The organism is Ralstonia sp. 25C, from assembly GCF_051904805.1.
Taxonomy (GTDB): Bacteria; Pseudomonadota; Gammaproteobacteria; order Burkholderiales; family Burkholderiaceae; genus Ralstonia.
In genome coordinates this window covers 3714990-3733106 of sequence record NZ_CP196737.1, presented here as the reverse complement: position 1 = coordinate 3733106, position 18117 = coordinate 3714990, and the positions used below count along the sequence as shown (strand labels likewise).

15 protein-coding genes are annotated in these 18117 nt (G+C 63.0%); 6 read left to right on the top strand and 9 right to left on the bottom strand.

What is annotated here, in order from left to right; translation table 11 throughout:
- Positions 1–18: 18 nt before the first annotated feature.
- The 9 genes from ACS7SF_RS17390 to tssH all read right to left on the bottom strand — a co-directional run bounded on the left by ACS7SF_RS17390 (position 19) and on the right by tssH (position 11315).
- Positions 19–663, bottom strand: coding sequence for a VRR-NUC domain-containing protein (locus ACS7SF_RS17390; RefSeq protein ID WP_439890908.1), 645 nt, complete (start codon positions 661–663; stop codon positions 19–21).
- 192 nt (positions 664–855) lie between these two features.
- The gene (locus tag ACS7SF_RS17385; protein ID WP_439890907.1) at positions 856–3579 is read right to left on the bottom strand and encodes a type VI secretion system Vgr family protein; all 2724 of its coding nucleotides are present in this window, start codon (positions 3577–3579) and stop codon (positions 856–858) included.
- A gap of 35 nt (positions 3580–3614) precedes the next feature.
- Positions 3615–4961 (bottom strand): type VI secretion system baseplate subunit TssK, encoded by a 1347-nt coding sequence (gene tssK / locus ACS7SF_RS17380; RefSeq protein ID WP_439890906.1) that lies wholly within the window; start codon positions 4959–4961, stop codon positions 3615–3617.
- Positions 4962–5015: 54 nt separating this feature from the next.
- Positions 5016–5348 carry a DUF6693 family protein gene (locus ACS7SF_RS17375; RefSeq protein WP_439890905.1) on the bottom strand — a complete coding sequence of 111 codons (333 nt, stop codon included), beginning with the start codon at positions 5346–5348 and terminating at the stop codon, positions 5016–5018.
- Between the two features lie 8 nt (positions 5349–5356).
- Positions 5357–5860, bottom strand: a complete 504-nt coding sequence (gene tssJ / locus ACS7SF_RS17370) for a type VI secretion system lipoprotein TssJ (RefSeq protein WP_439890904.1) — start codon at positions 5858–5860, stop codon at positions 5357–5359.
- A gap of 84 nt (positions 5861–5944) precedes the next feature.
- Positions 5945–6430, bottom strand: coding sequence for an Hcp family type VI secretion system effector (locus tag ACS7SF_RS17365; protein WP_439890903.1), 486 nt, complete (start codon positions 6428–6430; stop codon positions 5945–5947).
- Positions 6431–6517: 87 nt separating this feature from the next.
- Entirely contained in the window at positions 6518–8011 is a 1494-nt protein-coding gene (tssC, locus tag ACS7SF_RS17360) for a type VI secretion system contractile sheath large subunit (RefSeq protein WP_439890902.1), read from the bottom strand.
- A gap of 27 nt (positions 8012–8038) precedes the next feature.
- The gene (gene tssB / locus ACS7SF_RS17355; protein WP_439890901.1) at positions 8039–8587 is read right to left on the bottom strand and encodes a type VI secretion system contractile sheath small subunit; all 549 of its coding nucleotides are present in this window, start codon (positions 8585–8587) and stop codon (positions 8039–8041) included.
- Positions 8588–8621: 34 nt separating this feature from the next.
- Complete coding sequence (gene tssH / locus ACS7SF_RS17350; protein WP_439890900.1) at positions 8622–11315, bottom strand: type VI secretion system ATPase TssH; 2694 nt, start codon at positions 11313–11315, stop codon at positions 8622–8624.
- Positions 11316–11884: 569 nt separating this feature from the next.
- Here tssH and ACS7SF_RS17345 point away from each other — a divergent pair.
- Genes ACS7SF_RS17345 through ACS7SF_RS17320 form a run of 6 tightly spaced genes read left to right on the top strand, consistent with a single transcriptional unit; the run spans position 11885 to position 18040 of the window.
- Positions 11885–12529 (top strand): TagK domain-containing protein, encoded by a 645-nt coding sequence (locus ACS7SF_RS17345; protein ID WP_439890899.1) that lies wholly within the window; start codon positions 11885–11887, stop codon positions 12527–12529.
- Entirely contained in the window at positions 12526–13389 is an 864-nt protein-coding gene (locus ACS7SF_RS17340; RefSeq protein WP_439890898.1) for a type VI secretion system accessory protein TagJ, read from the top strand. Before ACS7SF_RS17345 ends, ACS7SF_RS17340 begins: the two co-directional genes overlap by 4 nt.
- Positions 13382–13939, top strand: a complete 558-nt coding sequence (gene tssE, locus ACS7SF_RS17335; protein ID WP_439890897.1) for a type VI secretion system baseplate subunit TssE — start codon at positions 13382–13384, stop codon at positions 13937–13939. Before ACS7SF_RS17340 ends, tssE begins: the two co-directional genes overlap by 8 nt.
- A gap of 35 nt (positions 13940–13974) precedes the next feature.
- The gene (tssF, locus tag ACS7SF_RS17330; RefSeq protein WP_439890896.1) at positions 13975–15864 is read left to right on the top strand and encodes a type VI secretion system baseplate subunit TssF; all 1890 of its coding nucleotides are present in this window, start codon (positions 13975–13977) and stop codon (positions 15862–15864) included.
- Positions 15864–16937, top strand: a complete 1074-nt coding sequence (tssG, locus tag ACS7SF_RS17325; RefSeq protein WP_439890895.1) for a type VI secretion system baseplate subunit TssG — start codon at positions 15864–15866, stop codon at positions 16935–16937. The genes tssF and tssG overlap by 1 nt, the downstream gene beginning before the upstream one ends.
- Positions 16934–18040, top strand: a complete 1107-nt coding sequence (locus ACS7SF_RS17320) for an ImpA family type VI secretion system protein (protein WP_439890894.1) — start codon at positions 16934–16936, stop codon at positions 18038–18040. The genes tssG and ACS7SF_RS17320 overlap by 4 nt, the downstream gene beginning before the upstream one ends.
- The last annotated feature ends 77 nt before the right edge of the window (positions 18041–18117 follow it).

Here is an 18117-nt window from a genome sequence, read left to right as displayed (position 1 = left end):
TCGCCTTTCCAGAAATCATTAAAGTAATGCAAGCATTGCGACAGTCAGCACGACCAAAAGCCAACCACCGTCAGACGTCCGTACGACGCCTATCCTGTCAAAACTGTTTTGTCCTTGTTCCAGGGCATCCGCCACCGGTACTGGCTTCGGCTGCAGGCGTGGTAGCAGCGTAGTAATGTCCGGTGCGACCAAAAAGTCTGGCACTTTCACTTTAGCCGATTGCTTCGCGTCTTCCTCCTTGCACGGCGAGCAAGGGCAATCGCCTTGCTCCAGCAATTCGACCTTACCTGGGCTACCAGCAATGGTTACGTAATCTTCCATTTGGCTTCCACGCGGCCTATCCGTCTCGAATTTGATTTCGACAACATAGGCGATATTGGGCTGATTGAGGTCGAAGTCGTGCATATTCTTCACGATGACCACATCGGGAATGCGCAACATTCCCTTCTGGGCACGCCCCATCAGCACTGCCTTCTCAAACGCAGCGACGACTTCATCAGGCAGCACATCCATCACCGACAGCGGGAACTGATACGGCTGATTTCGGAGCACAGATGACATGATAGGCTTAGGCGGATTTGCACTCATGTTGTAACCCACTTCAGCCTTGTACTTCCACACCTGCGACGCCGCATCCGCATCACGGCGGATACCCAGCGTCACGCATCGCTGTTTCATATTCCGCTTCCGATTGGGCGAAATGGCTGGTTGACAATTGCATCGACAAATGTGGGCGCACAGGTAAGCATTATCCTGCGGCGGAAGAACTGGAATGGTTTTGCCAGTCGGCTGGGGAGTTGTCCGGGAGTTTCCTAGAGTACGGGAAGGTTGTGCCATGTCATTTTCTGTCAAGAATTAAACGGCATTACCAAATTCGTCGTGCGTCATGACGTGATAGGCATCGGGTCTCGCCTCTTCGGCTGAAGTCGAAACCTGAACGGGGCGGCTGGTCGGTGCCAATATGGCGTCGGTACGGCCACTTAACTGGCTGATGCCTTCGACTACCCGCCCGTCGCCCGCGTCCAAGCGGTATGGATAATTCGCCAGCGGGCGCCCCGTTGCATGGTTGACGAACGTCACCCACTCACTCGTCATCTCACCCGTCGGCATGTCGGGTAACGGCGCACGCTCCGACACTGCCCCCTGCTTGCTCCACTTCGCGCACTTCTCCAGAATCTGCCCCGTCGTGCCGTTCTCGATACCGGAGCCGGTAATGCGGATATAAGAACCGCCGACACCAATCCAGACTTCCTTCTCGGCGTTAAGAACGATCTTCCCGTTCGTGCTCGTGATCGCCATATCCTTAAATGCGGCGAGTGACATTTCGTCGCTTTGAGCGGCAATCTGAACCTTGCCAGCTGCGGCGATCAGTTTCAGTCCCAGCTTCTCTACGAACATCGACAGCGCACTTCGCACTGCTACCAGCAGCGAACGTCCGCCCGACAGGCTGATGTCCCGCCCTGCCGTGATCGCATGATCGTTCTGGCTCGCAAGGTGCATGCTTTCGGCCGCCGTGCTGGCAATCCCTGCCGCGCTTGCCAACACCAAATCCGGCCGAGCCATTTCCGGAAACTCGTTTTCCGGCGACGCGGCGCCGCCCCGGATCGCGTCGTTTTGCGACTTGATGCCAACCGCGACATCGTGCTGGCCCAAATTTGCTGTTTGTGCTTCATGCCGTTGCGCGAGCTGCGCAAGCTCTTCGTGTTGCTCGCGCGCCTGCGTGAGCCGCGCCATCGACTCCGGCATGTCCTTCGCGTGACCCTGCGCGCTCTCGCGTCTGTCGGTCGTTACAAACAGCCCCATTGCTGCCCGCAACACACCCCACAGGTCGGTGCGCAGTTCAAATCCCTTACCGCGCTCGTCCTGTCGCCCTGTATTGCCGGCAATGCGCGTGATGTGACCTAAATTCAGCTGCGAACTACCTTCGTCGCTGGACAGGTGGGCCTGGATTTTCCCGTTCGTGTCGTCCAGGGCGAGGGTATTCGCACGCCGGCCGCCGATCTCCCGGCTGCGGTAAGCCGCGAGCGCCTGGTTCTTCGGCAGCTCGTACGGCGGCATGTTGAACGCGTTGGCTGCGCTACCGATGATGATCGGCAGGTCGGGGTCGCCATTGATAAAGCTGACCGTGACTTCCTGCCCGCGCCGCGGCAGAAAGATTCCGCCGAACTGGTCCCCATGCCATGCACCGGCCTGGCGCACCCAGCAGCTGGAGTGCTCGTCGTTCCTGCCGAGCCGGTCCCAAAGGAACTGGAGCTTCACCCTGCCGTAGGCATCCGTCCAGATTTCCTGATTCTCCGGACAGGTCACAACAGCGTATTCGATACCCGTAATGCGTGGCTTCGCGATCGTGCGCACCAGCCGGAATGGCTCATTGGTCGGTTGCAACGTGAAATCCGCTTCGCAGTGGTAGCGCTGACCAGAACCCGCCGTCTCGCCCACCTCCTCGATCGTCAGCCTGGAAGCGATGACAGCATATTCGCGATTGGCTGCATCCTGCGGGTAGTGCGAGAGCACGAACGTTTGGCCGGTGACGAGTCCGCGCAGGTTGCCCTTGCCCGATGCCCTCAGCCCCTGGCAGCGGTACGCCTGCATCTGCACGAGGGTCAGGTATTCGGCTTCAGTTCGCGGATCATTGTGTTCACCGGACAAGCCACCGGCGCCGGCCTGCGGCTGCGCGCAATCGCCCCAAGTGTAATGCTCCTGATGGGCAAGTCCGGTATCGCGCGGATCTTCGCGCCCGACCTTCAGGTCAGCGCGCGGCCAGGTGTAGTCGTAGTCGACACTCGTTACGGCGCCCGCCGTCAGCGCGTGAGAAATCGACAGGTCGTGAATGTGCTCCTCGTCGATACGCCTGCCGGTGGGCGCTTCATAGCGGATCGTCGCGTAGGCTTTGCCGAGCGGCCTGAGCGCCCCCATTGAATCGGTCAGCACGAGTCGGTGCTTGCCTTCGCTATGCTCGAAGAAATAGAAGATGCCCCACTCTTCCCAAAGCCGCTGCAGGAATGTCCAGTCACTTTCGAAGTGCTGGCGCTGCATATCTCGCTTTGGCCATGCCTTGTTCGGGCGCGGGGTGGTCAAACGTTTCTCGACCGGGAACTGGTAGGCCGAAAGCACCGCATCGGTGATCTCGATCACGGACATGTCTTGGAAGATGCGGCAGTCGCGGTTCTTCGTCGCGTGCCACAGCCATGGCCGCAGCGTGATCGCATACACGATCGAGCGGCCGTCTTCTCGCAGGATAGCTGCGTGACTGACGACGCCAGTGATCTCGCGTGTACCCGCGCCGATGTTCGCCATCCCCGCATCGCCGGCAAGCCCGGGAATGAAATGCCCCTTGCCTTCGAGCTGGATCGAGACGGTCAGCTCGGTGCCGATCAGCTTGTCGAGGTTGACGTTCGCCGCGATGCTTTGCGAGAACGCGAGCGCATCCGGCGTTTTCAACTCAAGCGTGTACTCGAACAACTCGCCGATCGTCTCGCCGCCGGTAAGCTTGACCGGCGTGAGGATCGGCTGGCCACCGTACACCGGCAGCGCTGCGCCGGCAACCGACAGGGTCCGTGGTGCTTCAAACAAGGCCATCTGCATCTCCCATCATGATTGGCACAGTCCGTTGCCTAGGCGCGCACGCCCCACAGCTCGAGCTTGAGCGACGGGAACTCGCCCGCCACGTGCAGCGCGACGCCGCCGTGACGCACGACCTCTTCCCAAAGCGGTCCACCCTGCGTGAGTTCGTAATAGATGTAGCCCGCGTTGAACGGGATCTGCCGCGGCGGCACCGGCAACGCCTGCAGGCCAATGCCAGGCAGGTGGCTGCGCACGAGGCTCGGCAGTTTGTCCGACGGGCCGGCCTTCGCCTGCGCGAGGAACTGCTGCTGCAGCACGTCCGGCGGCATCGCCGCATGGACCGCCAGCACGACGGCGGTAAAGCCCTGCATGTCGACGGGATCGACCACCGCATTGCGCATGCCGTGGCCCCGGTCCTCCAGCGCGATGCTCTGCGCACTACGGACCAGCACCGCGTTCAGCAGCCGGTGGGTGTCGTCGACAACGGGCTTGACACACAGATGCGGCGTCGTATGCTGATACGGCGGATGCGTTTCAAGCGGCCGGCGCGTGTCGGTGCGCAGGTGCGTCGACAGCTCGCCCGCCATGCCGAGCAGCAGCGCATAGACGTCGGCGGGCGACGTCGCCGGCACGCGCAGCAGATGCTGCAGCAGCGGCTCGTAGCGGTTGAGGATCTGCAGCAGCAGGTAGTCGGCCACCGTCGCCGCGCTCGCCGTGGTGTCGTCCGTGCCCGCAAGCCGCTGCGCGAGCGCGTTGGCGCGCAAGCGGGCGAGGTCGTGGATCTTCGTGACCCAGCCCGTCAGCACATCGCTCGCACCGTAGCCGGACACGGGCGGCACAAGCGTGTCGTCGAGCTCGATACCGCCGTCCGCGCGGATAGTCTTCACTCGCGTGAGGGCAAGGCCGATCCACGCGTCACCGAGTTCCTTTTCTGGCAGCAGGCGCAAGCGCAGATTTGAGAGCTGCACCGGCTCCGGTGCGAGCCCGATCGAATTCGTGTCGCGCAGCTCGGTATCGAACACCAGATAGCGTGCAAGCGAATCCGCGGTGTTCTCGAAGGTCGTTTCTTCGCAGTTCGGCAGACGCACCGGCACGGCCAGATAAATCACCTGGTCGAGGTGTTCCGGCCGGATCGTCAGCGGCGGCGGCAGCGGCGTATTGCCCGGCGCGTCAAATGGCGTGCCGTCGGCGAACACGCCCGCGGCCGACTTGACGATCACCTTGCCGAGCGCAAGCGATTCGAGATCGAGCGCAAAGTGCGCGAAGCCGAAGAAGAATGGCGAAAGCGGCGCCGCGCGCATGTGCGCGTACTTCTCGAAATATCGGTCCTGCTGCTGGAACAGTTGCGGACGGAAAAACAGCCCCTCCTGCCAGGCGACCTTGGCGTACCAGCTCATGTGTATCTTCCGTTTCGCTGCATGAAGTGTTTCGTCTACCAAGCGACACGCCGATCAATTGCTCGCGAGTCGCGTGTGGTCCATGCAGTGAGCGACGATCTTGTACATGAAGAAGAAATAGCCAATACCGAACGTAACGATCGAGATGAACGTCCAGATCACGATCTTGCCAATGATGGTCGCCAGATCGATGGTGCACTCCAACTTGCCCACTTCCTTGCCGTCGCGATCGACAGCAATTGTTTTGCTAATGACGAACCGATAGAGGTAGTAGGGGTAAACAAAAAGACCCAGACCGACCGTCACGATGGTCAGCAGAATCCAGATTACGGCGTGACCAATGATATCGGCGGTGGTCAAACGAGATTTCAGCGTGAGATTGTTCATATTGGCTCTTATTTCGGAGGTTCTGCGATCCGAGTCGCGTTCGCATCCAAATCGATGTTCAGTGTCAGTTTCGGCGCGGAAAAGCTGTACCACGCCTTGTCCAGTGCGGCCGGCATCGTGTACACCGTGCGCCACACCGAGTTCGGCAAGTCGCGGTAGGCCGCGATCACGCCAATGGCTGTCGTCGCCGCATCGGGCCGGCGGACGACCACCTGCTGCTCGCCCGGGCGCAGCTGCAGCTCATCGCGCTTCACGACGTCGTCAGCCAGCACCGTCTTGTCCTGGGTCTGCAACGTGAAGAAGTCAGCCGCCTTGAAGGCGCCATCGTTCTTCAGTTCGTAGATACGCACGACAATCGGCGCCGGCCGACCACGGTCATCCGGATTGACGCCGGACAACGCGTTCACGCTCATTTCGAGCCGGATCGGCTCTTTCGGCTTTGGTTCGCCGCTTGCGCAAGCGGAAAGCGCAAAGACGCAGGCGAGCGCGGCGACAGTCAGAATCGAACGCATGCAGGATTGGTCTTGATAGAAGGCGGGAGACGCCGCGCGACCGGCGGGGCAGGACTCTTGTCCGGCGCGCGGCATTCCATGGGCTTACGCCTCCTTGTTGCCCTTGATGTCGAAGCTGGCCGTCACCGCTCCGCCGCTGCCGCCTTGCGCGTTCTGCACGACGTACTCCTGCTTCACCTTTGCGAACGACAGCGATACCGCCTCACGGCTCTTCTCGGCGTCGGTCTTGCTGCCCGACGGCTTCACACGCGTGACAATCACGTCGCTCATCGTGAGCTTCAGGTACTCAAGCGGATTACCGCCAGCCTTGCGCATGACAAGCGTTGCCTGATCGATGTGCTTGCCCGTGAGCGCGTACTTCATCAGGTTCGGGCTCGCGCGATCGATGTTGTGCTCGAACGTCAGATCCTTGACCGTGGCTTTGCCAGCACCACCGCCGCTGCCCGCGTGCATCGAGGATTCCTGCTGGATCTCCCAATCCCAATTCAGGACCTCAATTTCGTCCTTGTGCTTGTCGTCGAGCGACTCGCCATTGATGCCAGCGATTTTCAGAAAAATATCCTGAGCCATTTCTTCACTCCATGTTGTTGCTGATAATGAAAGCGACCGGGTTCAAGGTGCATCGTGCCCGGCCACATGAGGACTCCGACCGACATGTCAGGCGGCTTCCTTGATCGACGGCAGTTTCGTGACAAGCCGCAGCGATACAGTCAGACCTTCGAGCTGGAAGTGCGGACGCAGGAAGAACTTCGAGTTGTAGTAGCCGGGGTTGCCCTCGACCTCCTCCACAACCACTTCGGCGGCAGCGAGCGGCCGGCGCGCCTTGGTGTCCTGCGACGAGTTGGCGGGATCGGCATCGACGTAATGCATGACCCATTCGTTCAGCCAGCGCTGCATGTCCTCGCGCTCCTTGAACGCGCCGATCTTGTCGCGCACGATGCACTTCAGGTAGTGCGCAAAGCGCGAGCATGCAAAGAGGTACGGCAGGCGCGACGACAGGTTCGCGTTGGCGGTCGCGTCTGCGTCGTGATACTCGGCCGGCTTCTGCAGCGACTGCGCGCCAATGAAAGTCGCGTGGTCGGTGTTCTTGCGGTGCACGAGCGGAATGAAGCCGTTCTTCGACAGTTCCGCCTCGCGCCGGTCCGAGATGGCGATCTCGGTCGGGCACTTCATGTCAACGCCACCGTCGTCGGTCGGGAACGTGTGGCACGGCAGGTTTTCGACCGTGCCGCCCGACTCGACGCCGCGGATCAGTGAGCACCAGCCATACAGCTTGAACGAGCGGTTGATGTTGACACCCATCGCGTACGCGGCATTCGCCCAGCCGTAGCGGCTGTGATCCGAACCGTTCGTGTCTTCCTCGAAGTCGAATTCGTCGACCGGATTGGTCTTTGCCCCATACGGCAGACGCGCGAGGAAACGCGGCATCGCAAGGCCCACATAGCGCGCGTCCTCGGTATTGCGCATCGAGTTCCACGCGGTGTATTCGAGGTTCTGCGTGAAGATCTTCGTCAGGTCACGCGGATTCGCGAGTTCCTGCCACGATTCCATCTGCAGCACCGAAGGCGCGGCGCCAGTAATGAACGGCGTATGCGCTGCCGCCGCGACCTTCGCGATCGAGCCGAGCAGGTCGACGTCCGGCGGCGTATGGTCGAAGTAGTAGTCGGCCACGAGACACCCGTACGGCTCGCCGCCGAGCTGGCCGTACTCTTCCTCGTAGATCTGCTTGAACAGCGGGCTCTGGTCCCATGCGAGCCCCTTGTAGCGGCGCATCGTGCGATGCAGCTCGGTCTTCGAGACGTCCATGACACGGATCTTCAGATGCTCGTCGGTCTCGGTGTTCGACACGAGGTGATGCAGGCCGCGCCAGGCCGATTCCAGTTCCTGATAGTCCTGGTGATGGAGGATCAGGTTGATCTGCTCGGAGAGCTTGTGGTCGATCTGCGCGATGATCGCGGCAATGCTCTTGTAGGCGTCGTCGCTGATCGTGGCGGTCTGCGCCAGTGCCTGCTCGGCGAGCGTCTGGACTGCAAATTCGACGGCTTCGCGGGCCTGCTCGGTCTTCGGACGGAATTCCTTTTCGAGCAGGTTCGTGAAATCGGACTGGGTGGTCGTCTGGGCCTGCGCGGCCCGTGCTTGCTGTTTCGCCATGGTGGTCATCCTCGATCGGTTCGTCGGTCAGTTCGCGCCTTCCGCATCGACAGCGCCGCCCTCGTCAACCTCATGGCGCTGCGGCTTCGGTGCGGCCGCGAGCGACTTGAGCAGCGCGGGGTCCTGCAGCAGCTGCGTGACAAGCGCCTCCGCGCCCGACTTGCCATCCATGTAGGTCTGCAGGTTTGCGAGCTGCGTGCGGGCCTCGAGCAGTTGGCGCAGCGGCTCGACCTTGCGCGCGATCGCGGCCGGCGAGAAGTCCTCCATGCTTTCGAAGGTCATGTCGACCATCAGTTGGCCTTCACCCGTGAGCGTGTTCGGCACGGCGAACGCAACGCGCGGCCGGATCGCTTTCATGCGCTCATCCATGTTGTCGACATCGATGTCGAGAAAGCGCCGGTCCGACACGGCCGGCAGCGGCTCGACGGGATGCTTGCCAGACAGGTCGGCCAGCACGCCCATCACGAATGGCAGCTCGACCTTCTTCTCCGAACCGTAGACTTCGACGTCGTACTCGATCTGCACGCGCGGCGCACGATTGCGCGCGATGAATTTCTGCGAACTGCTGGCGGACATGAACAGGCTCCTGACTGGTTGATGGGTTGCGAGCTCAGCAAACCGGCTCGTCGGAATGGAGGGGAATCGCCTCAAACATCAGCGCCTGAGCGGGCGCGGCGGAAAGATCGGCAACAGCGATGGCGATGCGCGAGAGCAACTGCCTTGACGTGAATGCGTCGAGCCAGAGCGCGGAAAGCCGTGGCAGGATGTGCTGCTCGATGAAGCCGATGAGCACGCGCGCGCCGGTCTCCTGAACGAGGCAGCGTCCGACGATGTAGTCGATCACCGCATCGTCATACGCGAGCGCGATGTCGTGGCTGTCGGCCATGCGCTTCACGACGCGACCGAGATGCAGGCGTACGATGCTCGCGAGCGCGCTGTCGGCGAGCGGCCGGTACGGCACCACGGTCACGCGCCCCAGGAACGCCGCAGGGAAGGCCTTCAGCAGTTCGGGCGTCAGCGCTTCGCGCAGGCCTGCCGCGTCCGGTGCGAGAGACGGATCGGCGCACAGGCTCGCGGTCAGGTCCGAGCCGACATTGCTCGTGAGCAGAATGGTGGTATTGCGGAAATCGATGTAACGGCCATCGCCGTCTTCCATGTAGCCCTTGTCGAACACCTGGAAGAACATCTCGTGCACGTCGCGATGGGCTTTCTCGACCTCGTCTAGCAGTACGACCGAGTACGGACGGCGGCGCACCGCTTCGGTCAGCACACCCCCTTCTCCGTAACCGACGTAGCCGGGGGGCGCCCCCTTCAGGCCTGACACGGTGTGCGACTCCTGATACTCGCTCATGTTGATCGTGATCAGGTTCTGTTCGCCACCGTACAGCGCCTCGGCAAGCGCCAACGCCGTTTCGGTCTTGCCGACACCGGAGGGGCCGGCGAGCAGAAATACGCCCAGCGGCTTCTTCGGATCCGTCAGACCCGCGCGGGCGGTCTGCACGCGCTCGCCAATCTGGCGCAGCGCGTCGGTCTGGCCGATCACACGGGCTTCCAGCGTCGCCGGCAACGTGCGCACGGCCGCGACCTCATCGGTGACCATGCGGCCCACGGGAATGCCGGTCCAATCCGACACGATCTCTGCCACGATCGCTTCGTCGACTTCCGGAAAGACCAGCGGTGCATCGCCTTGCAGATCGGTCAGCACGCGCTCGAGTTCGCGCAGCTTCACGACTGACGCTGACGGATCGTCCGGCGTGCCGTCGACATCCGTGGTCACGGTTTCGCGCGCAGTGAGCAGCGCCTGCGCGGCGGTCGCCTGTTCGCGCCAGCGGGTCTCGATTGCCAGCTCTTCCGTAGCGAGTATGTCGATACGTTCGCGCACGCTCGCCAGTGCCTTGTCTGCATCCAGCCCGACGCGGGCTTCCTGCAAGAGCAGCGCTTCCTCCGCACGCGCAGCGGCAAGACGCTGACGCACGTCGTCCAGCTCGCGCGGCGCGGCATGCTGCGACAGCGCGACGCGAGCGCAAGCGGTGTCGAGCAGGCTGATGGCCTTGTCCGGCAACTGACGCGAGGGAATATAGCGATGCGAGAGCGCGACGGCCGCGCGGATTGCTTCGTCACGTACCACGACGCCGTGATGCGACGAGAACGTTTGCACGAGACCGCGCACCATGTCGATCGCAGCGGCCTCGGACGGCTCCGCGACCTGCAGAACCTGAAAGCGCCGGCTCAGCGCCGGATCTTTCTCGATGTGCCGCTTGTACTCGGCCCAGGTCGTCGCGCCGATCGTGCGGATCGTGCCGCGCGCAAGCGCCGGCTTCAGCAGGTTCGCGGCATCGCCCGTGCCCACCTGACCGCCCGCACCGATCAACGTGTGGATTTCATCGATGAAGAGAATGACTGGCACCGGCGACTTCGCGGCCGCTTCCAACAGCCCTTTCAGGCGCGCCTCAAATTCGCCCTTCATACTCGCGCCCGCAAGCAGCGCGCCCACGTCGAGGGAAAGCAGGCGCACGTCGGCGAGCTTCGGCGGCACGTTGCCGGATGCGATCGCGCGCGCCAGCCCTTCGACAACTGCCGTCTTGCCGACACCGGCCTCCCCCGTCAGCAACGGGTTGTTCTGCCGGCGGCGCAGCAGCACGTCGATCATCGTGCGGATTTCAAGTTCGCGGCCGATCACGGGGTCGATCTCGCCAGCGCGAGCGCGGGCGGTCAGATCCGTACAGTACTGTTCGAGCGAACCGCCCTTCGGCGTGGCTGACATCGCCCCGGACGCTTCGCCCGGCGTGGCCCGAGCCAGTTCGCTGCGATCGTACGGGCCATCGGCCGCCTCGGGCGACCCGTCGATCCAGGCGGGCAGCACGTCATCGAGGCCGTCGACGGGAATCTTGCCAAATGCCGGAGAAATCGAGAGCAGTACGCGCCGCAACTCGGCGTTGGTGACGAGCGCCGCGACGAGCCATGCGCCGCGTACCTGCCGGTCGCCGTAGCCGAGTGTCGCGAGCACCCACGCGCGTTCGATGGCCGATTCGATGTGCCAGGAGAAATCGCTGATCGAACTCGCGCCAGCCGGCAACGCAGCCAGCGCGCGGGCGAAGTCTCGCTCAAGTGAGTCGCGGTCAATGCCAGCGTGCCGCACGATCCGATGCAGATCGCCATCCGGTTGCTGAAGTAACTGATGCAGCCAGTGGATAAGCTCGACGTACGGATTACCCCGCAGCTTGCAGAAACTGGTTGCCGATTCGATACCGCCGTAAAGCTGACCCCCGAGCTTGCCGAACAGCGTCTGGCGTGAAATCGTCATGCGTACCTTCTGTTGTTCCGTTCGGCGTGATCCTCGCTCCCACCATAGCGATGAGGAGTCCTATTCAGGCCACAGATGCATAGATCTATTGGCATGCAACGAGGCACTGGCCCACTACCTCTATTTAAATTTGGAGGCAATAAAACCATCCCGATTCGCGCATTACCATCATGAATGCGAATCGCCGCCAACTTACGCGGCGCAGAAAATCAAAGCCGGATCGTAGCTCACGTCATCACGTCCAAATCAATACCCGAGCATAACAATCGGATTCACCGCCCACCACACCATCCAAAAGCCTTGAAAACACTAACACCCTTGTTAAATTTAATAAATTCCAATTTAAATTTTGAAAACTCTGAAAATTCACTCGCAAGACACTGGTTATCAAGGGATCTGGTCTTTTCTGACTTTTGCATCTGACGTTCTCGTACATTCGTTGACAGCTAAAAACCCTCTTATCCCAACGTTTCAACAACCTATCAAATCCGGATGACCCAATTGGGGATAGACTGGTCCCCACGACTCGTGTTTAAAATGCGCGCTTTTCTTGTCACCGGACATCGTCGATGCGCTCCTTCCGTTTGCCCTGGCGCCGCCAACCGGAAGCCGCGCACATCGAACCCGTGCTGCGCGACGGGCCTGGACGGAGCACAGTCAACATCCCCGAATCCAGCCTTCGAGCACGCGAAGCGTCTGGCGATGGCGCCGTGCTCAGCCTGATCGGCGTCGGCAGCATAGACAGCGCTGCGTCAAACGCACGCACCCCGGCCCCTGCTCCAACCGGTGACGCCGACAGCGCCGACGGGCTTGTCGATGCGCTGCACGCACAGTACTGGCGCGCCCTCGCCGATCCCCACGCGTCCCTCACCGGTTCGTGGGCACCGCAAGTGGACGAGCCATCAACACACGCAGCAACACACGACGCGCCAGACGAATGGCATGCTCAGGACGCTCATCGCGAATCCGCGTCAATCGAAGCCCTGCTTTCAGGCGAACGCACGCTCGACGACGTGTTCGGCCGGCTGGAAGGCGACCCCGTGCTCGAAGAAACGTCCGTTCCAGAAGTGCTGCGGCTCTTCGCCCCACCGGAATTTCACGCGGCCGACACGCGCTGGGTGCCTGCCCTGCCCCCCGCGCTTACCCGGCGCGAACACCACGCGCTGTCGGTCGACAGTCCGCTTGCCGCCCCATCACGCGAGAACGACGCATGAATACCCAAACCGCTGCGGGCGAACCGCGCACCCATCGTCTGCAAGACACGCCGCTGGTCGAACAGATCGAGGGAATCGAGTCGCGCATCCGTGCGCAACCGACCACCGCCACGCACCGCTGGGCGCTGTTCCAGTTGATGTGCGTCACGGGTGACTGGGCGCGCGCCGTGCAGCAGTTGCAGACGTGGGCGAAGCTCGATGCCGGCCAGTTGCAGACCGCGCAGGTTTTCCGCGATCTGATCCGCGCTGAACGCTGGCGGGCGAAGGTGGTCGACGGACAGGAGCGCCCGGGCTTCATCCACGAGCCCGATTCATGGGTGAGGGAGCTGGTAGGTGCGTTGCGGCTCGCGGCGGATGGACAACGTGAGGCCTCCGACGAGGCGCGTGAAAGCGCGCTGGACGGGGCGCCGCTCGTTGCCGCCCGCACGCCGCAAGGTGTGGCAGGTTGGATTGCGGACAGCGATTCGCGTTTTGGTCCCATATGCGAGTTCATCACGGCGGGGCACTATCGCTGGGTGCCGTTCGCCGATCTGGCAGCGTGGCGTGTGTCGCCGCCCACGAATCTGGTCGATCTTGTCTGGGCACCCTGTGTGCTCACGCTCACTGACGGCAGCGTCGTGCGGGGCTTCATGCCCGCGCGTTACCCCGGTTCGGACGCGGCCAGCGATGCGCTGCGTCTCGGCCATGAAACGGTCTGGCACGAGTCGGGGCGTACCGCCGTCATCGCACTCGGACAGAAAACCTGGACGAGCGAACACGGTGACTTCGGCCTCTTCGAGGTGGCCGACACGGCGTTCAGCGCACCGGATGGGTCGATGACGGCGGACGGCGTCGCCGCCGGGGAACCGGTCAATGACTGAGCGCAGGAAGCCTTCGTCTCCCGCAGACGCGCTGGCCGCACGGACGCCACGACAGGCCAGCGCGCACCTGATGCCAACGCTGCTCGACCGGCTGCGCAACGACGCGCCGCAACGTCAGGTGGAGGCCCCCGAGGAATACACCGTCACGCGCCGGCAGATGCGCGACATCGTGCAACGCGACCTGGCGTACCTGCTCAACACGACCAGCATCGAAGACCAGATCGATCGCGCGCGCTATCCGCATGCAGCCGCTTCGACGGTCAACTTTGGCGTGCCGCCGCTCGCAGGCACCTTTATCGCCTCGCGCCAGTGGAACGACATCGAACGCATGATCCGCCAGGCCATTACCGATTTCGAGCCACGGCTGATCCCCGATTCGCTGGTGGTGTCGCCGCGCCAGAAGGCCGATGCCGGCGAACATCACAACGTCCTCGCATTCGAGGTGCGCGGCCTCCTGCACATGGACCCGTATCCGCTCGAATTCATGGTGCAGAGTTCGCTCGATCTCGAAACCAGCGAGATCCAGATCACCGGCGTGCGCACCGGCTGAGCGCTGCCCTGCACAACAACAACGAGACCGATCCGATGGACCCGCGACTGCTCGACTACTACAACCAGGAACTGCTCTACATGCGCGAGCTCGCTGCCGAGTTCGGACAGGCGCACCCGAAGATCGCGCGGCGCCTGGGCATGCAGGCGGGCGAAGTGGCTGATCCCTACGTCGAACGCCTGATCGAGTCGTTCTGCTTCATGGCCGCGCGCATGCAGATCAAGCTCGACGCGGAATTCCCGCGGTTCACGGGCCGGCTGCTGGAAGTGATCTACCCGAACTACGTCGCGCCCACGCCGTCGATCGCGGTCGCGCGCCTCTATCCGGGCCGGGCCGAAGGCAATCTCGTCGAAGGCTATCGCGTCGCACGCGGCACGTCGTTCACCGCACGGGTGCCCGATGGGGAAAAAACCGCATGCCAGTTCACCAGCGGCCAGGACGTCACACTCTGGCCGCTCACGATCACCGAGGCGCGTCTGACGGGCATACCGCCCGACATTCCGGCGCTGGACCGGTATGTATCGGCGGGCACACAGGTGCGCGGCGCACTGCGGCTCAGGCTTGCCACCACGGGTGACGTGCGTGTGTCCGACCTGAAGGGCCTGGACCGGCTGCCCGTCTATCTCGCTAGCGACGAACAGGTTGCCTCACACCTCTTCGAACTGCTGCATGTCGCGGGCGTCGCATCCGTAATCGCCGCCCCTGGCGAATTCGGCGCATCGGGCCGGCCACCGGCAGCCGTCACCCGCAACGCGGTGGAACACGAAGGCTTGCGTACAGATCAGAACCTGCTGCCGCTCGCATGGACGAAATTCCACGGGCACAACCTACTGCACGAATATTTTGCGTGTCCCGAGCGGTTCTGGTTCTTCGCGCTCAACGGCCTTGCGGAAGGTCTGTCCCGCGTGGATGGACGCGAGGTCGAAATCGTCGTGCTGCTCGATCGCGCGCCGGGCCAGCTCGCGAACCTCGTCGATGCGTCGCGCTTCGCGCTCTTCTGCACACCCGTCATCAATCTATTCAAGCGGCACACCGACAAGATCGAAATCTCGCCGCGCGAGACTGAATTCCACCTGGTTCCGGCGAGGCTTGCACCGCTCGACTATGAGGTGTTCTCCATCGACAAGGTGTACGGACAGGTGGCGATCACATCCACCGAACTGGAATTCCGCCCGCTCTACCAGACGCTGAACAACGACGAAGGCAATCACGGACGCTACTTCTCGACGCGGCGCGAACAGCGACTCGTGTCCAACTCGGCGCGCCGTTACGGTACGCGCACGCCCTATGTCGGAAGCGAAGTGTTCCTCTCCCTCGTTGACCAGAACGAGGCGCCATATGGCGAGGCTATCCGCTTCCTGTCGGTCGATGCGCAGCTCACGAACCGGGATCTCGCTACGCTCGTGCCGCGCGATGGCGTGCGCGACCTCGAGACCGCGCAATCCGCGCCGGTCGAAAGCATCGGGCTCATTCGCGCGCCGAGCTCACCGAAAGCGCCGTTTGCCGAACGCGAGATGGCTTGGCGTCTGATCCGCCAGCTCAACTTCAACTACCTGCCGTTCGAGGATCTCGATCACCGTGAAGGGGGACAGGGCTTGCGCGATCTGTTGCGCCTGTACCTTCCGGACGAGGACACCGGACACCTGCGGCAGGTCGAAAGCCTCGTCGGCGTGCAAACGCGCCCCGTCACGCGCAAACTCCTAGGTACCGGCCCGATGACGTTCGGCCGCGGCATCGAATGCGCGTTGACGGTCGATGAAGCGGGCTTCTCCGGCGTGAGTCCGTATCTCTTTGGCGTCATTCTCGAACACTGGCTCGCGCGCCATGTGTCGATCAACAGTTTTACGCAAACCGAGCTGCACTCGATGCAGCGTGGCCGGATCGCGCGGTGGCCCGTGCGCACCGGTACGCGCGGAGTCCTTTGATGAAGCGTGCCACCCTGCCCGCGCTGATGCGCGACAGCACGCTCTCGCCGGAATTGCTCGAACGCCTGCAGGCCGAGCCGTGGCGATTCGGGTTCCTGTCGCTGTTGCGGCGCATCGGTGCAAACGCCTCGATCGATCCCGTCGGCACGGCGCGCCGGCCTCAGGCGGAACCGTTTCGTCTCGGACAGCAGCCGAGTCTCGCCTTCGCGCCGCGTGAAGTGGCAAGCGTTCAGGAAGCAGCGGGGCGGCTCAAGGTGCGGCTCTTCGGTCTCGGCATGCTCGGGCCCAACGGACCGCTGCCGATCCATGTCACCGAGATCGCGAAGGATCGCGAGGACAGCCGGCGCGATACGACGACCGTCAACTTCTTCGACATCTTCCATCACCGCTTCTTCACGCTGTTCTATCGGGCCTGGGCGTCCGGGCAAGCCGCGGCGGGACTCGACCGCAAGCACGACGAGCGTTTTTCGTTCTACATCGCGAGCCTGGCTGGTCAGGACGTCAACGAAATCCAGCAACGCCCCCTGCCCTCGCATGCGCGCCTCGCCGCCTCGGCACACCTCGTGCGCGAGTCGCGCAATCCGGACGGGCTGCGCGCGACGCTCGCGCAGTACTTCGGCGTGCCCGTGGCCATCGAGGAGAACGTGTTTCACTGGATCGAGATCAATCCAGCCGATCAGGGACGCATGGGCCGACCGGGGCCAGCCGCGACGATGGGACACGGCGCCATGCTCGGCCGCGTCGCGCCGGATCGCCAGCACCGGTTCCGTATCGTCATCGGGCCGGTCGATCTCGACGCCTATCTGCGCTTCACACCGCAAGGCGAAGATCTCCCGCGGCTCGTCGAATGGGTACGCGCGTTCGTCGGCCATGAACTGGAATGGGAACTCGAGCTACGCATCAAACCCGAGAGTGCGCCGCCGGCAGTAATGGGCGGCCGGCAGCGCATGGGCTGGTCGGGGTGGCTGGGCCGCCCGAGTCCCCACAAACCGATTACCGGCATGCGTTTCGAGCCTGAGCGCTACGTTCGGCACTTCAATCGCCGCGCCACTGAATCTGAAGATCGACCATGAGCAAGAAACCCTCCGTCCAGCGGACAGACTCCGGGATTGCCCCTGCCGGGCGCGCGCCGCATCATGACTGGCTGACACCCGTGAGCGACGCCGCGCCATGCGGCCCGGACCTTGAATACGACCACGATTTCGTCGTGCTCTTCGCGAACGCAGCGCCCAGGCAGGACGTGCAGTATGGCGCGTTCGTTGGCGCACCCGATCCCGTCAGCTGGGGTGAAGTCGAGCGCGATTGCCGGCGGCTCATGATGCGCACCAAGGACGTCCGCGTCGCCGTGCTTTACACCCGTTGCCGCACGCGACTGGCTGGCGCGGCGGGTCTCGCGGAAGGCACGGGGATCCTCGCCGCCTGGCTTGAGACGTTTGCGGACAACGTTCATCCGCAGCCGGACATCGACGGAGAACGCAGCGCTGCACTCGAAATGCGGATGAATGCGCTGCAGGCGCTCGCCGATCCCGAAGGGTTGCTCGCCGACGTGCGCGAAATCGTGCTCACGAAATCGACCGCGACGCGCCTGCAGGTCCGCGACGTCGAGCGCGCGTTTGCGCATCCGAGACCAGCCGATGCACTCGCGCCCGATTCGGTCGCGCAGCAGCTTCACGACCTGCGCACGCACCAACCTACAGTGATGGCGGGCTTCGACGAGGCGGTCGCGAATCTTGCCGCGATTGGTGAATGGTGCCCCCGACATCTCGGAGCGTACCAGCCAGACCTGTCGCCGCTGACGCGGCTGCTCGGCAGGTTAGGCGCGCCCGCGCAAGTGACGGTGTCCGAACCGGTCGACGCATCCACCGAACCCGGTCCTGAAACGGACGAACTACTGGAAAACGATGCGGCAACCATGCCCGAACCGGTGAATGCCGCAGCAGTTGCTGTTCCCGAAAGCGCGACGGTGCAATCCGGCTCCGCTCCGGCTGATCGTCAAGCAGCCCTTGCATTGATCCGCACGGCCCGCACGTGGTTCGAGGCCCATGAACCAAGTAGCCCGATTCCGGTGTTGCTTAGACGCGCCGAACAGTTCGTCGGTAAACGCTATGCCGAGATCGTGCGTGCCGTTCCCGCAGAGTTGCTGGCTGAATGGGAGCAGGCGGATGGCACGTCGTGACCGCACGCGCGTTGTCTGGCGCTGAGGTTGGTGCGGCAGTCGGCTTGATGGGTGGCCCATCGGCTCGGCATGCGGCA